Below are 14,257 nucleotides of genomic sequence, written 5' to 3'. Positions count from 1 at the left end.
GCCAGAATCATGGCCATTGGACGGCGATCTCATCATGTTTACCGACCGAAGGATTGAGCGACACCAGTTGCCCTGTTTTTTACAGGTGTTCAACCGCCACACGGATAAACCCATCGGTTACTTGGGTAACATCTCCAGCGACGGGCTGATGTTGGTCAGCCGATTACCCATGATGGTCAACGCGGATTTTGAGCTGCGCTTGAAGATCCCCGGACCTGAGGGGGATGTGCATGCCATTGACTTCACTGCTACCTGCCTGTGGAGCCGTGAGGATATCAACCCCCAGCATTACGATTCGGGGTTCACCCTGCTGCAGGCCCCCGACGAGTACGGGCAATTGATTGCCGCGCTGTTGCAGTACTTCAGCTTTGATCCCTTGCAGGCTTCGGCCTAGCGTCATACGCCACTCATAGCACGCCGGCCTTTTTCCAGCCCAGGTAACGGGTTACCAGGTCTGCGCCGAGGTCCGAGGGTCGGGCGTCCAATACCGCCAGGCCCTGCGCCTTCATGCGGTCATGCAATTCTTCCCGGGCATTGAGGTAGTCGACGCTGCCACAGTAGGCCAGCGCTTCCGGCAAGGTTTGCACAGGCGCCTGGCGCACTTGATCCAGCACTTCTTCGCGCAGGCTCGCGACCAATACCCGGTGCTGGCGGCTGATGCGCTTGACGGCGGTCAGCAGATCCTCATCGTCCTCATCACGCAGGTTGGTCACGATAATCACCAAGGCCCGGCGTTTCTGGCGGGCCAGCAGTTGGTTGGCCGCAGCCTGGTAGTCGGCCGCGCGCCGGGTGGTGTCCAGGTCGTATACCGCGTTGAGCAACTGGTTCAACTGGCCGCTGCCCTTGACGGGTGCCAGGTAGCGCGGCTGGTCGCAGGCGAAGGTACACAAGCCCACGGCATCGCCCTGGCGCAGGGCCACATAGCTGAGCAGCAGGCACGCGTTGAGAGCGTGGTCGAAATGCGCCAGCTCGTTGTCCTGGCTGCGCATCCGCCGGCCGCAGTCGAGCATGAACACAATCTGCTGGTCGCGCTCATCCTGATATTCCCGGGCAATCGGCGTGCGTTGCCGGGCCGTGGCCTTCCAGTCGATCTGGCGCAGGCTGTCACCCTCGCGAAATTCCCGCAACTGGTGAAACTCCAGGCCCAGGCCGCGACGCTGGCGCTGGCGTACACCCAGTTGGCTGAGCCAGTTGTCTACCGCCAGTAATTGCGCGCCGTACAGGCGGGCAAAATCCGGATAGACCCGGGTGGCATCCTTGACCGGCACCTGGCGCTTGGCAGTCCACAGCCCCAGGAGGCTGGGGAGGTGCACCTCACAGCGCTCAAAACTGAAATGCCCACGGCTCAAGGGGCGCAGGCGGTAGCCCAGTTCGCTCTGTTCCCCGGGGCGCAGGGCGATGGACTGGGGCAGGTTTTGCACGCTCAAACCATCCGGTACGTGATCAAACACCTCCAGGACCAACGGCTGTGGATAGTCATGTTCCAGGGTGATCCGCACCTCGCTCCAACGCCCCAGCGCCAGGCTGCCGGGCATCTGCCGGCGCAGGCGTGGCGAGGGGCGGCGTTTCAGCCGGCCAGCATCGAGCAAGGCCAGCAAGAGCAGCGCCAGGAGCAGGCCCCAGGCGATGGAATGCAGGGCGGCCGGCACCTTGAGTTGCAGGGCCACGGCCGTCCCGAGGGCGATGTTCAGGCCCAGCAACACGGCAAGCCAGGCCAGCAACAGGCGAGTCGGTCTCATGGGCATGTCACTGGCGTGGTGCCGGCACTTGGTCGAGCAACTGGGTCAGCACCTGATCCACCTCCAGGCCTTCGATATCCAGCTCCGGGGCGATGCGTACCCGATGGCGCAACACTGCCAGCGCACAGCTCTTGATGTCGTCCGGCGTGACGAACTCGCCACCTCGCAGCAGGGCGCGAGCACGGGCACCCCGCACCAGGGCGATGGACGCACGCGGGCCCGCGCCCAGGGCCAGACCGGGCCAGGTGCGGGTGGTACGAGCCAGGCGCACGGCGTAGTCGAGTACCTGTTCATCCAGGGCCAGCTCACTGGCGACCTGCTGCAACAGCAACACGTCAGCGGCTTGCAGCACGGTGCGCAGTGGTTGCACGTCGAGCATGTCGGCGCGCGATGAACGGGTCACTTCACGCACCATATCCACCTCTTGCTGTGCCTCGGGGTAGTCCATGCGCACCTTGAGCATGAACCTGTCGAGTTCGGCCTCCGGTAGTGGATAAGTGCCTTCCTGTTCGATGGGGTTCTGGGTGGCCAGCACCATAAAGGGCTGGCCGATAGGCAGGGCTTCGCCTTCGAGGGTGACCTGGCGTTCCTGCATGGCTTCGAGCAGGGCGGCCTGGGTTTTTGCCGGGGCCCGGTTGATCTCGTCCGCCAGCAGCAAGTGGGTGAACAACGGCCCCTTGCGCAGTTTGAACTGCTCGGTGTGCAGGTCGTACACGGCATGCCCGGTTACATCACTGGGCATCAGGTCCGGGGTGAACTGGATACGCGCGAAGTCGCCGTCAAAGCAGCGGGCCAGGGCCCGTACCAGCAGGGTCTTGCCCAGGCCGGGAACCCCTTCGAGCAACACGTGGCCGCCGGCGATCAATGCGGTCAGCACGTCATCAATCACCCCATCCTGGCCAATCACGGCCTTGCGCAACTCGGTGCGCAGCGCCTGGGCCAACTGGGTGGCCCGACCGGTGTCGAGGGTGTTGGGTGAATCCACTGGAGAGTCGCTCATAGGGCATTCCTGAGGGTTTGCAGGCAGGCCACCTGGCGGCTGAAGTCGGCGCTGGAAAGCCGCTTTGCCGGGAGTGGGCCCAGGGCCTGGCTGATAATGGATGGCGGTTGGCGAGTCAGGCGTTCAAGGGCTTGCCATTGCCCGGCAGTGTCCAACTGTTCGAAGCCGGGGTGGCGGCGACGGGCGGTGCGCAGGATGTCCCGCTGCAGGGCGTGCAACAGGCTGTTTTGCCCGCTGCGGCGCAGCAGGAAATCGGCACTGGCATTCAAGTGCTCCAGCAGTTGTCGGCGCGCCTTGGGCGCGGGTGCCTGGATGGGCCCCTGGCGTACGCCGGCGCGCCACAACCCCAGCACAATCAAGGCGGCGAGTGCCAACAGGGCCTGGGGGAAGTAACGCAGCAACAGGCTGAACAGGTTCTCGACATCCGTGTTGGACAGTAGGGTGACATTGCTGCCCTGGGTCAGGTACCAGAGCAGCCAGGCATTATCGTGCAGGCCTATATCCGGGGTTTTCCACAGTTCGCTGTCGGTGATCACTGTCACACGGCCCTGCCCGAGATCGAGTTGCATCAAGTGGCTGGACTTGGCGCTGTTGGCCGAAAACTGGGCCAGGTGCCTGGGGTCGATCAAGGTGAAGTCGGTGTCGAAACTGAAGAAGGCCGGTGCGGTTTCATTATCGACATACAGGCGTGTCAGGTCCGGTTTCTTGCCCTTGCGAGGTGGGGCTGGCTGGTCGAAGTCATCGCTGAAGGCCTGGCGCAACTGCAGGCGATCGAGCAGCAGGTCGCCGCTGTCCTGGGTTTCTTCATCCCATATAGCTTCGGCCACCAGCAGCAGGTGGCCGCCGGCCTGGGTCCACTCCAGCAACTGGTCAACCTGGCGCGGGGTCATGTTGCTGCGTTCGCTGAGCAACAGCAGGCTGCCGCCCTTGGAGGGCAGGGTAGCCAGGCGTTCCAGGCTGTTGGCGTGCTCGACGGCTATGCCTTGCTGGCGTAGGAAATGCTCCGCCGCCAGGTAGGGATTAGCCTGGGCTTCGGGTGATGGCCCGCGCTCGACCACTTCCTCGTAGGGGATCGCCTTGTGCCAGGCGTAGAAGCCCCCCGCCGTCAGCAGGCAGGCCAGGATCAGCGCGAGCCAGATCAGTGGCCGGTTCATCCCGTGGCCTCGCTGTCAAACAGCGCGCGCCAGTGGGCGCACAGTTGTTGTTGGGCCAGGGCAGGCGGTACGCGATGGCCATAGGCGAGGTTTTGCCAGTGGCGGGTCAGGTCGTCGCTGAATGCCAGCAATTGCGGCTGTTGCAAGTGACGCACACGCTCCAGGACCTGGCCTTCGGTATCGGCGTTTTTCAGGGGCAGGTTGAAGTCATGCAACAGGCGGCTAAGCAGGCCGCGATAGAGCAGGCCAAGCGCTTCACGGGGCTGGATGGCCCACAGTTGCTCGGCGGTACCGGCGATGTCATCGGGTAATGTTTCCACGCCCATGTCCAGGCCGAACAGTTGTGACGGCACGGGCTGGTCAACGGTGCGGGGGGCGCGGCGATGGCTGACAAAGGCGTGCAGCCAATCACGATAGCGCCAGGCCACCAAGGCAATACCGGCGGTCAGCAGGCTCCACAACAGCACCTCCATGACCAGGGCCAGGGACTTGAAGGTGTCGCTGTTGAGGTTGTCGAGCAAGGATTTAAGCCAGGCAGGCAATCGGGCATCCCCTGTGGGCTTGGTCTTGTCGATGGTCTGGTCTTCACCGAAACGGTAGCGGGTCACGGATTCCGGATTCTTGAACGGGGGCTCTTCCAGCAGGCGCTTGATCGCCTGGCTGGCGGCTGGCGTACTCAAGGGGTGTGCAGCCACGGGTTGATCGGCCATGGCCTGGGGTGTTGGCGGGAGCAGCAGCAGGCCGACAGCCAGCAGCAGGACGGCCACCGTTGACCCCAGGCGCTGGCGCAGACGGCGGAACACCAACTCCAGGTCCCAGGCTTCGAGCACGGTACGCCGGTTCAGGTAGAGGCTGAACCCGCAGGCCACATAGATCGGTTCCCAGAGCACTAGGACCAGGGCGTACAAGGCATTGGTCAGGTGTTCCAGCCAGAGCCAGTCCTGGCTGCTGGCCAGCGCCAGTTGTTGCCAGTCCCAGTCGAGCTCGACCTGTTGTGGCAGGAACAGGTAGAACAGTGCCATCAAGCCAACCCACAGTGCTGTTTCCAGGTGAATACCGATCAGCGTCAGCCAGCGCGCTGCGCCGGCATTGCGCTGTTGCAGCACCCCCAGCCGTTGTTGGCGGGCCAGGCCGCCGAGGCCTTCGAGTTGCACCACGGGCATGACGAAGCTGCGACTGAGGCTCAAGCGCCTCCAGGTCAGGCTGGCCAGCAGTTGACCTTTGAGCAGGCGCGGCCATTGGCGCAGCGCCTGCTTGAGGGTAGGCGTTTCGCCAAACAGTGCTGTGGACAGGATATACAGCGGCAGGCGCTCAAAGGCCGGTTTCAACCACCAGAACACCAGTACAGCAACAGATGGGTAGTCCCACAGCGCAAGGCTGATCAGGATAAAGATCGGCAGGCTGACCAAGGCCCAACTGCTCATCAAGAGCACGCGGTGCTTGCGGGCCAGCAATACCCCCAGGTCCATGGCTTCCCACGTAGTGCGGGGGCGGATTACCACGCTGGCGTCACTCAGGCGCATGACGACCCCTGCCGGCAAACAGCAGATAGGCGAGCACCATGGCCCAGAGCGCGGCGCCCACCAAGTACTTACCCCAAGGTTCCACGGCGGTGGTGGAGGACCAATAGGCCTCTATAAAGGCCGCGATCAGCAGGAATAAAATCACGCCGCAGATCATTTTCACGCTTTTGCGGGCTGCCAGGCGCAGTGCTTCACCCCGGGGCAATGCTCCCGGCGCGATCAAGGCCCAACCCAGTTGCAGGCCGGCCGCGCCGGCCAGGGCGATGGCCGTCAGTTCAAAGGCGCCGTGGCCGATGACAAAGGACCAGAAGGTCTGCCCATAGCCGATTTCGGTCAGGTGACCGGCGATGGCGCCGATCATCAGGCCATTGAAAAACAGGAAAAACACGCTGCCCAGGCCAAACAGTAGGCCGCCGGCAAAGGTCTGGAAGGCGATGCCGATGTTATGCATGACGTAGTAGCCGAACATCATCCAGTCTTCGCTCGACGCCCGCGCGGCTGCGCGGCCCAGGCGACTGGCGTCGGGGTCGTACATCTCCTGCATCTCGGACACTTGCGGGGCACTGACGATGGTGTAGATCAGTTCGGGGAACAGATAGACCAGCAGCGCAATGCCGATCAGGCTGCCAAAGAACAGCAGGCTGGCGACCAGCACGAAGCGCCATTGTTCGCGAACCGTGCGGGGGAAATCCGCCAGCAGGAAGCCCAGCACCTTGGCACCGAGCTGGCTGCGATGGCGATACAACTGTTGATGGCCGCGCAAGGCCAACTGTTGCAGCGGGTCTATCAGGTAGCTGCTGTAGCCCCGCTCCTGCGCCAGTGCCAGATGTTGGCACAGGCGTCGGTAATCTTGAGGGAAACGCGTCAGCTCCTCGGCCTTTGCCTTGCCTTGTTCAAGCAGTGCCAACTGGCTGGCAAATGCCTGCCAGTGCGGCTGGTGACGGGTTTCGAACAGGCTTTGCTTCATGTCGGCCCCAGCAGGCCGCGGGCCACGCCATTGAGCTGTTCCACGGCGCGCGCGGGGGAGACTTGCAGGGGCGTGGCCAGAATCGCCGCCAGCTCGTGGGTCCGTTCGGCGGACAGCTCACCCTGGCGCTCGGCAAAACCCAGGATCGCACGTTGCTCGTCCAGCTCGAGGGCAAAGGGCAGGCGCAATGCCGGGGCCTGGGGCAGGTGAGGGCGGGCCAGGGGCTGTTCGCGATAGATCACCAGGGTACCGGCCGCAATGTCGCCCAGGCGTTTGAAGTGGGGATGTTGCAGGCAACTGATGGCCCCGAGGAAATAGCCGAACGGCAACATATCGACAAACCGCAGCAGGTTGCGGATCAGGGATGCGGACCAGCCAATGGGCGTGCCGTCATCCTGTACCACGCGCAGGCCCATGATCTGTTTGCCCGGTGAACTGCCCTGGTTGAGCACTTCGAACAGCACCATGTACCACCAACTGACGAGGAACAGCAGGATCGAGCCCAGGCCGATGCCCAGGTTGCCGAGAAACGCCAGGGCGATGAACAGGACACCGAGGATCAGGCCGCGCAGGCCCAGGTCGAAGCCGAATGCCAGTGCCCGGGGCATCAGCCCGGCGGGGCGCAAGGGCAGGTCGATGCCTTCCGGGGTCTCGATCTGATAGCGGGTGTCCAATGGTGCGGTGGGCATTGCATTCCCTGGCAGTGCGGTGTGGCTGGGCATGGGCAACCTCGTCGGGCAGCCGGCAATTCGAGAGGCCGATGCTAGCAGTGTCGTGGACGGAAGTAACACCTGAAAATGCGCCAAGGTTTCACTGAATGTTTATCCAGTGCACACGGCGCTGGCCCCGGGCGGCGTCCAGCGCCTAGACTTTGTCGGTCTTCAGCACAGGAATAGCCCGTGACCTCGATCTTCTGGTACGACTATGAAACCACCGGCATCAACCCACGCAGCGACCGTGCGCTGCAGGTTGCCGGGATTCGCACCGACCATGACCTCAATGAGGTCGGGCCGCCGGTCAACCTCTATTGCCAGCCCAGCGACGATATCCTGCCGCACCCGGCCGCGTGCATGATCACGGGCATTACCCCCGGCCAACTGGCGGAAAAAGGCCTGGCCGAAGCCGACTTCATGACGCGGGTGCATGCCGAGCTGGCCGCCCCCGGCACCTGTGGTGCGGGTTACAACACCCTGCGTTTCGATGACGAAATGACCCGCTACAGTTTGTATCGCAATTTTTTCGACCCTTACGCACGGGAATGGCAGAGCGGCAACAGCCGCTGGGACTTGATCGACGTGATGCGTACGGCCTATGCCCTGCGCCCCGACGGCATTGTCTGGCCCGAGCAGGACGGGCGCGTGACCCTCAAGCTGGAGCGCCTGACGGCGGCCAATGGAATTGACCATGGCCAGGCTCACGAAGCTTTGGCTGACGTGCGGGCCACCATCGCCCTGGCGCGGCTGGTCCGGGAAAAACAACCGAAGTTGTACGATTGGTTGTTTCAACTGCGCAGCAAGCAGCGGGTCATGGATCAAATCCGCCTGTTGCAGCCCATGGTGCATATTTCCGGGCGCTTTTCCGCTGAGCGCCATTACCTGGGGGTGGTCCTGCCCCTGGCGTGGCATCCGCGCAATCGCAACGCGTTGATTGTCTGCGACCTGGGGCTCGACCCACAGGCGCTGCTGGACCTGGATGCCGAAACCCTGCGCCAGCGCTTGTATACCCGGCGCGATCAATTGGCGGAGGGTGAGTTGCCGGTGCCGCTCAAACTCATTCACATCAATCGTTGTCCGGTCGTCGCGCCGCTGAATGTGTTGCGGGCGCAAGACCAGCAGCGATTGAACCTGGACATGCGTGAATATCAGGCCCGGGCACTGCGGCTAACTGACGCACAGGAACTTTGGCTGGATAAATTGCCGGCGATTTATGCTGAGGACGATTTCGCCGCAAGCGCCGACCCGGAGCAACAGCTCTACGATGGTTTTATTGGTGATCGGGATCGACGTTTATGTGAGCAAGTCCGCACTGCTGAACCCGAGCAACTAGCACGCCAGCAGTGGCCTTTTGATGATCATCGTTTGCCGGAATTATTATTTCGCTATCGTGCCCGCAACTTTGCGCACACCTTGGACAGTGAAGAGCAACAACGCTGGAAACTCTTCTGTCAGCAACGCTTGTCAGATGCGGATTACGGCGCGCCAAATACCCTTGAGAGTTTCAATAAGGCCAGGCTTGAATTGGACGCTAGTGCTACATCGTTTCAGCGTCAGGTGCTGGATGAGTGGCAGGAATATGCTGACGCTTTAAGCCAGCGCCTGGGCCTGTAATCGACGTTTGATAAAAAGTGGGCAATAAAAAACGCCAGCGAACTGGCGTTTTTTATTGTGTCGCGAATCAGGTGACGATCTGGCGAACCTTAGTCCAGCAGGGTCGCCCAGCCTTCAACCACGTCACCGCCCCACTTGGCTTTCCACTCTTTCAGAGTCTTGTGGTTGCCACCTTTGGTTTCAATCACTTCGCCGTTGTGCGGGTTTTTGTATTGCTTGACCTTGCGCGCGCGCTTGGTACCGGTAACTTTCACGGCGGCGCGTGGTGCTTTAACTTTCGATTCCGGATCCAGCAGCGCGATGATGTCACGCAGGGATTTGGAGTATTCACCCATCAGGGTGCGCAATTTGCCTTCGAATTCCAGCTCGGTTTGCAATTTGTCGTCTTGGGACAGATTCTTCAAACGTTCTTGCAGCTCTTTGATAGCGGATTCGGTGGCACGGTATTCGTTGATCAGGGACATGTGGACTACCTTATACGGGGCGCTGAGGGACAGGGATAGTGGCCTAATAATAGTCAGACAGTTTGCCCAAGTAAACATTTAAGCTCGGTTTTATGTAATTTACTTTGAATGTTTGTAGCGAAAGGCTCGGAGTGCATTATTTAGTGCGCCCCAGCCAGCTATAGATATTCTCATTAGATCTCGGCTAATTGCGGTAACAGCTGCTTGTACTGACATAGTGCCCAGGTAAAAACCATACGCTGTTTAGGGCCGCCGCAACGAATCGCGCGAATAAGCGCTGAGGAGTACTGCAGTTTTTCTACGGTGTCGCTAGAATGGCGGCCTTTGCGAAGTTCTGGAGTTTGCCCCTAATGCGCACTTTTCGTCTGGTGATTGCTTGCCCGGATCGGGTTGGTATCGTCGCTAAAGTCAGTAACTTTCTGGCCTCCCACAATGGCTGGATCACCGAAGCGAGTCATCACTCGGACAATCTCAGTGGTTGGTTTTTCATGCGCCACGAAATTCGCGCGGACACCCTGCCGTTTGGCCTTGAAGCCTTTCGCGAGGCGTTTGCGCCCATCGCCGAAGAGTTTTCGATGACCTGGCGTATTACCGACACCGAGCAGAAAAAGCGCGTGGTGCTGATGGCCAGCCGCGAATCCCACTGCCTGGCGGACTTGCTGCACCGCTGGCACAGCGATGAGCTGGACTGTGAGATCGCCTGTGTGATTTCCAACCACGACGACCTGCGCAGCATGGTGGAGTGGCATGGCATTCCGTATTACCACGTCCCGGTCGACTCGCAGAACAAACAGCCGGCCTTCACCGAAGTCTCGCGTCTGGTCGAGCAGCATCAAGCGGACGTTGTAGTCCTGGCGCGCTATATGCAAATCCTGCCGCCGGAACTGTGCCGCGAATATGCCGGCAAGGTAATCAACATTCACCACAGCTTCCTGCCGTCCTTTGTCGGGGCCAAGCCGTATCACCAGGCGTCGCTGCGCGGCGTGAAGCTGATTGGTGCAACCTGCCACTACGTCACCGAAGAGCTGGACGCAGGTCCCATCATCGAGCAGGACGTGGTCCGCGTCAGCCACAGCGACAGCATTGAAGACATGGTGCGTTTCGGCCGCGATGTCGAGAAGATGGTCCTGGCCCGTGGCCTGCGCTATCACCTGGAAGACCGCGTGCTGGTGCACGGCAACAAGACCGTGGTGTTCTGATCGACTGTTTTTGGGTTGAAGCAAAAAGGGCTTGGGCGTTAAATCACCCAGGCCCTTTTTATTAGTGTCAGTTGCGAGGATCGAACCATGAGTGATCCCCTGGATAAAGCCACGTCCAAGGCGCCCGCCACCTTGGGGGAGGGCTGTTTGAGCCGCTATGACCCGGATGCCCTGGATGCCGAGGACGGCACGGACTTCCCCGATGCTGCCCGGTTGTGGGAGCAGTTGCAGGAGGAGTCAGAGCCGCACGACAAGCCCGGCCCTGACAAAAACAACGCTGGCTGAATGTAGGCGCTGCTGTGTTGAGGTCTAGATGCGGAAGCTCCCCACCAGTTGTTTCAAGCGCGCTGCTTGCTGCTCCAGATCGGAGCAGGCGCGCAAGGTGGACTGCAGGTTTTCCACACCCTCCTGATTGAGCGTGTTGATCTCGGTGATGTCGATATTGATCGACTCCACCACCGAGGTCTGCTCTTCCGTCGCGGTAGCCACCGATTGGTTCATGCCGTCGATTTCACCGATGCGCTGGGTCACGCTGCTCAGGCGTTCGCCTGCCAGGTTGGCGATCTCCACGCTTTCGAGGCTGTGGCGCTGGCTGTCGCTCATGGTGCTGACCGAATCCCGGGCGCCGACTTGCAGCTCCTCGATCATCTTTTGCACCTGTTGCGCCGATTCCTGCGTGCGGTGGGCCAGGTTGCGCACCTCGTCGGCCACCACCGCAAACCCGCGTCCGGCTTCCCCGGCTCGCGCGGCTTCAATGGCCGCGTTGAGTGCCAGGAGGTTGGTTTGCTGGGAAATACTGGTGATCACTTCGAGGATCTGGCCGATATTCACGGTCTTGCTGTTAAGTGCCTCGATATTGCTGCTGGAGGCACTGATCATCTCGGACAGTTGCGTCATGGCCTTGATATTGCGCTCCACCACTTGCTGGCCATCTTCGGCCAGATGGCGTGCGTCGCTGGCCTGGTTCGAGGCCTGGGCGGCGTTGCGGGCAATTTCCTGGGCAGCGGCACCCAACTGGTTGATCGCTGCCGCGACACTGTTGGTGCGGTTGGCCTGTTCGTCGGAGTTGACCATCGATGAGTTGGAGGCGCTGACCACGCGCAGGGCCACTTCATTGACCTGGCCGGTGGCGGAGGACACTTCGCGAATCGAGGTATGAATCCGCTCCACAAAGCGGTTGAAGGCTTTGCCCAGAATGCCGAACTCGTCGTGGTTCTGGATCGTCAGGCGGCGCGTCAGGTCACCTTCGCCATCGGCGATGTCTTCCATGGCCCGGGTCATGACATGCAGCGGTTGCATCAGCACGCGGATCAGCATGCCCAGCAGCGCGATGATGATCGCCACGGCAATCACCGTGGCGATAATGGCCGAGGTGCGGAATTCGCTGAGCATTGCGAAGGATTTGTCTTTATCTACCGACAGACCGATATACCAGTTCACTGACGGCAAACCCTTGATCGGGGCGAAAGTGACGATACGGGTTTTGCCCTCGACCTCGATTTCGCTGAAGTCGGCACTGATCTTGACGGTCTGGTTCGGGTACGCCTCGCCCAGGGTCTTCATCACCAGGTTTTTTTCCGGGTGCACCAGGATCTTGCCGTCGGCACTGACCAGGAACGCGTAGCCCATGCCGCCGAAGTCCAGCGCGCCGATATTGTCCACCAGGGTTTGCAGGCTCAGGTCACCGCCGACCACGCCGACGCTTTGTCCGGCCTTGCTGCTGGGGGTGGCGATGGAAATGATCAACTGGCCGGTGGCGGCGTCGATGTAGGGCTCGGTCAGGGTCGAGCCATTGCTGCTCTGGGCGCCCTTGTACCAGGGGCGCACGCGTGGATCGAAGCCGTCGGGCATCTTGGCATCGGGGCGAATGGTGAAGCCGCCTTTGCTATCGCCCAGGTAGGTTGCCATGAACGAAGATGTCAGGGCTTTCTGCTCTAGCAGGCTGGCGATGACGCTCGGCTCGGGGTTGATGGCGATGTTCTGGGCGGCGTTTTCCACCAGCACAATACGTCCGGCCAGCCAGCTCTGGATATTGCTGGCGGTGACATCCCCCATTTCATGGAGGTAGCTGTCGAGGTCATTGCGAATCGCGTTGCGTTGCAGGTAGTCGTTGTACAGCGTAAACAACGCAAATGCGGCAATGACGATAAGGGCGGCTGCAAGCAGGATTTTGTGGCTGAAGCGCAGATTTTTATTCATGGCTCGTCGTGTCCGCTAGGGTCTTAATGTCCAAGGCGCGTCTTTTATGGCAACGCATAAATGACAGCGTTAAATAAAGTGTGATATTTCCATTTGCTCCTGCAGGAATTATCTGGCCTAACTTTTTTAGACTTTTTGGGTCTCTCGCTTTATCTGTATCGACCGTGCAGGGCTAAAGATTAACCATGGGTGACAAAATGCCTGACTCCTCGCAACTTCTTATTGGCGCAGACCTTGAAGGCCAACCCATCGCCCAGGCCATGCGCCTGGCTAACCGCCATGGCCTGATCGCCGGCGCTACCGGCACCGGCAAGACCGTGACGTTGCAGCGGCTGGCAGAGGCGTTCAGTGATGCTGGCGTGGCGGTGTTCGCTGCAGATATCAAGGGTGACCTGTGTGGCCTGGGCGCTGCAGGCAATCCCCAGGGCAAGGTGGCCGAGCGGATCGCCGGCATGCCGTTCCTGAATTACGCGCCTAAGGCATATCCGGTAACGCTGTGGGATATCCACGGTCAGTCCGGTCATCCGCTTCGTACAACATTGAGTGAAATGGGCCCACTGTTGCTGGGCAGCCTGCTGGAGTTGACCGACAGCCAGCAGTCGACCTTGTATGCGGCGTTTAAAGTGGCCGATCGCGAGGGCTTGTTGCTCTTGGATCTCAAGGACCTCAAGGCCCTGCTCAATCACCTCAAATTCCACCCCGAATTGCTCGGCGATGATGCGGCCCTGATGACCACGGGCTCCAGCCAGGCTTTGCTGCGGCGCCTGGCCGTGCTGGAACAGCAGGGCGCAGAGGCCCTGTTCGGCGAGCCGGCGCTGCAACTGGAAGATATTCTGCAACCGGCCAGCGATGGGCGAGGGCGTATTCATTTGCTGGATGCCAGCCGCCTGGTGCACGAGTCACCCAAGGTCTATGCGACCTTCCTGCTGTGGTTGCTGGCGGAGTTGTTCGAGCAGTTGCCGGAACGTGGGGATGCCGACAAGCCGCTGCTGGCACTGTTCTTCGACGAAGCGCATTTGCTGTTTGCCGATACGCCCAAGGCCTTGCAGGACCGCCTGGAGCAAGTGGTGCGGTTGATTCGTTCCAAAGGTGTGGGGGTGTATTTTGTCACCCAGTCGCCGGGCGACTTGCCGGATAGCGTACTGGCGCAACTGGGTTTGCGGATCCAGCATGGCCTGCGGGCGTTCACCACCAAGGAGCAAAAATCCCTGCGGGCGGTGGCCGATGGTTTCCGGCCAAATCCTGCGTTTGATGCGCTGGCGGTATTGACCGAGCTGGGCACGGGTGAGGCGCTGGTGGGTACGCTGCAGGAAAAAGGCACCCCCGAGGTGGTCCAGCGGGTGCTGGTCGCGCCGCCGCAGTCGCGGATCGGGCCGTTGACTGCCGCCGAGCGGGCAGGGTTGATTGCCGGCTCGCCTCTACAGGGGCGCTATGACAAGCCGATTGATCGTGAATCCGCCTATGAAGTGTTGATGGCACGCAAGGAGCTGGGGCCCGAGGCGAGTGCTGCGCCTGCCGCTGAAGAACCGAGCTTCACCGACAAGGCCGGGGCGTTTCTTGGCACTACCGCGGGCAAGGCCCTGAAATCGGCGATGCAGCAGGCGGCCAACCAGATGGGCCGCCAGTTGGTGCGCGGGCTGTTGGGGTCTTTGCTTGGCGGTAGCAAGCGCAAGTAGCCATCCAGG

Annotated in this window: 13 protein-coding genes and 1 pseudogene; 5 read left to right on the top strand and 9 right to left on the bottom strand. The window is 61.1% G+C overall.

The window, feature by feature from the left end; all coding sequences use genetic code 11:
- Positions 1-34 precede the first annotated feature (34 nt).
- Positions 35-394, top strand: coding sequence for a PilZ domain-containing protein (locus tag PSFL_RS22245; protein ID WP_057440146.1), 360 nt, complete (start codon positions 35-37; stop codon positions 392-394).
- Between the two features lie 13 nt (positions 395-407).
- On the opposite strand, the gene PSFL_RS22240 is transcribed toward PSFL_RS22245, so the two are convergent.
- From PSFL_RS22240 to PSFL_RS22215, 6 genes are read right to left on the bottom strand one after another with little or no spacing between them, the layout of a single operon-like run.
- Positions 408-1,739 carry a DUF58 domain-containing protein gene (locus PSFL_RS22240; protein ID WP_397470487.1) on the bottom strand — a complete coding sequence of 444 codons (1,332 nt, stop codon included), beginning with the start codon at positions 1,737-1,739 and terminating at the stop codon, positions 408-410.
- Between the two features lie 7 nt (positions 1,740-1,746).
- Positions 1,747-2,739: a MoxR family ATPase gene (locus PSFL_RS22235; RefSeq protein WP_115128840.1), complete on the bottom strand. Its 993-nt coding sequence runs from the start codon at positions 2,737-2,739 to the stop codon at positions 1,747-1,749.
- Positions 2,736-3,893, bottom strand: coding sequence for a DUF4350 domain-containing protein (locus tag PSFL_RS22230; RefSeq protein WP_115128839.1), 1,158 nt, complete (start codon positions 3,891-3,893; stop codon positions 2,736-2,738). The genes PSFL_RS22235 and PSFL_RS22230 overlap by 4 nt, the downstream gene beginning before the upstream one ends.
- Complete coding sequence (locus PSFL_RS22225; protein WP_397470486.1) at positions 3,890-5,416, bottom strand: DUF4129 domain-containing protein; 1,527 nt, start codon at positions 5,414-5,416, stop codon at positions 3,890-3,892. The genes PSFL_RS22230 and PSFL_RS22225 overlap by 4 nt, the downstream gene beginning before the upstream one ends.
- Positions 5,403-6,383, bottom strand: a complete 981-nt coding sequence (locus PSFL_RS22220) for a stage II sporulation protein M (protein WP_169959670.1) — start codon at positions 6,381-6,383, stop codon at positions 5,403-5,405. The genes PSFL_RS22225 and PSFL_RS22220 overlap by 14 nt, the downstream gene beginning before the upstream one ends.
- Positions 6,380-7,072 carry an RDD family protein gene (locus PSFL_RS22215; RefSeq protein WP_115128837.1) on the bottom strand — a complete coding sequence of 231 codons (693 nt, stop codon included), beginning with the start codon at positions 7,070-7,072 and terminating at the stop codon, positions 6,380-6,382. Before PSFL_RS22215 ends, PSFL_RS22220 begins: the two co-directional genes overlap by 4 nt.
- Positions 7,073-7,282: 210 nt before the next feature.
- On the opposite strand from PSFL_RS22215, the gene sbcB reads away from it, so the two are divergent.
- Positions 7,283-8,710 carry an exodeoxyribonuclease I gene (gene sbcB, locus PSFL_RS22210; protein ID WP_170045564.1) on the top strand — a complete coding sequence of 476 codons (1,428 nt, stop codon included), beginning with the start codon at positions 7,283-7,285 and terminating at the stop codon, positions 8,708-8,710.
- A gap of 89 nt (positions 8,711-8,799) precedes the next feature.
- Here the strand turns inward: sbcB and mvaT are convergent, their stop codons facing one another.
- On the bottom strand, positions 8,800-9,174 hold the full coding sequence (gene mvaT, locus PSFL_RS22205; protein ID WP_057440135.1) for a histone-like nucleoid-structuring protein MvaT: 375 nt from the start codon (positions 9,172-9,174) through the stop codon (positions 8,800-8,802).
- A gap of 350 nt (positions 9,175-9,524) precedes the next feature.
- Between mvaT and purU the strand changes: the two genes are divergently transcribed.
- A complete protein-coding gene (gene purU / locus PSFL_RS22200; RefSeq protein WP_029295472.1) occupies positions 9,525-10,373 on the top strand; it encodes a formyltetrahydrofolate deformylase in 849 nt (282 codons plus the stop codon).
- 87 nt (positions 10,374-10,460) lie between these two features.
- A complete protein-coding gene (locus PSFL_RS22195; RefSeq protein ID WP_057440136.1) occupies positions 10,461-10,658 on the top strand; it encodes a hypothetical protein in 198 nt (65 codons plus the stop codon).
- A gap of 24 nt (positions 10,659-10,682) precedes the next feature.
- Here PSFL_RS22195 and PSFL_RS22190 read toward each other — a convergent pair whose 3' ends face one another.
- The gene (locus tag PSFL_RS22190) at positions 10,683-11,447 is read right to left on the bottom strand and encodes a methyl-accepting chemotaxis protein (protein WP_370693749.1); all 765 of its coding nucleotides are present in this window, start codon (positions 11,445-11,447) and stop codon (positions 10,683-10,685) included.
- A 93-nt stretch (positions 11,448-11,540) separates the two neighbouring features.
- Positions 11,541-12,572 (bottom strand): annotated as a pseudogene (locus PSFL_RS22185) (cache domain-containing protein); the annotation flags it as partial.
- Between the two features lie 197 nt (positions 12,573-12,769).
- Here PSFL_RS22185 and PSFL_RS22180 point away from each other — a divergent pair.
- Positions 12,770-14,248, top strand: a complete 1,479-nt coding sequence (locus PSFL_RS22180; protein WP_057440147.1) for a helicase HerA-like domain-containing protein — start codon at positions 12,770-12,772, stop codon at positions 14,246-14,248.
- The last annotated feature ends 9 nt before the right edge of the window (positions 14,249-14,257 follow it).

The organism is Pseudomonas sp. DD1, from assembly GCF_044510355.1.
Taxonomy (GTDB): Bacteria; Pseudomonadota; Gammaproteobacteria; order Pseudomonadales; family Pseudomonadaceae; genus Aquipseudomonas; species Aquipseudomonas shahriarae.
The sequence above is the reverse complement of the archived record's forward strand: the minus strand, read 5'-3'. Positions and strand labels throughout refer to the sequence as shown.

Bases quoted from the DNA above. Each gene is read 5' to 3' on its own strand.
- PSFL_RS22245 (WP_057440146.1), top strand. From the start codon at position 35: ATGTTTACCGACCGAAGGATTGAGCGACACCAGTTGCCCTGTTTTTTA.
- PSFL_RS22240 (WP_397470487.1), bottom strand. From the start codon at position 1,739: ATGAGACCGACTCGCCTGTTGCTGGCCTGGCTTGCCGTGTTGCTGGGC.
- PSFL_RS22235 (WP_115128840.1), bottom strand. From the start codon at position 2,739: ATGAGCGACTCTCCAGTGGATTCACCCAACACCCTCGACACCGGTCGG.
- PSFL_RS22230 (WP_115128839.1), bottom strand. From the start codon at position 3,893: ATGAACCGGCCACTGATCTGGCTCGCGCTGATCCTGGCCTGCCTGCTG.
- PSFL_RS22225 (WP_397470486.1), bottom strand. From the start codon at position 5,416: ATGCGCCTGAGTGACGCCAGCGTGGTAATCCGCCCCCGCACTACGTGG.
- PSFL_RS22220 (WP_169959670.1), bottom strand. From the start codon at position 6,383: ATGAAGCAAAGCCTGTTCGAAACCCGTCACCAGCCGCACTGGCAGGCA.
- PSFL_RS22215 (WP_115128837.1), bottom strand. From the start codon at position 7,072: ATGCCCACCGCACCATTGGACACCCGCTATCAGATCGAGACCCCGGAA.
- mvaT (WP_057440135.1), bottom strand. From the start codon at position 9,174: ATGTCCCTGATCAACGAATACCGTGCCACCGAATCCGCTATCAAAGAG.
- purU (WP_029295472.1), top strand. From the start codon at position 9,525: ATGCGCACTTTTCGTCTGGTGATTGCTTGCCCGGATCGGGTTGGTATC.
- PSFL_RS22195 (WP_057440136.1), top strand. From the start codon at position 10,461: ATGAGTGATCCCCTGGATAAAGCCACGTCCAAGGCGCCCGCCACCTTG.
- PSFL_RS22190 (WP_370693749.1), bottom strand. From the start codon at position 11,447: ATGGTCAACTCCGACGAACAGGCCAACCGCACCAACAGTGTCGCGGCA.
- PSFL_RS22180 (WP_057440147.1), top strand. From the start codon at position 12,770: ATGCCTGACTCCTCGCAACTTCTTATTGGCGCAGACCTTGAAGGCCAA.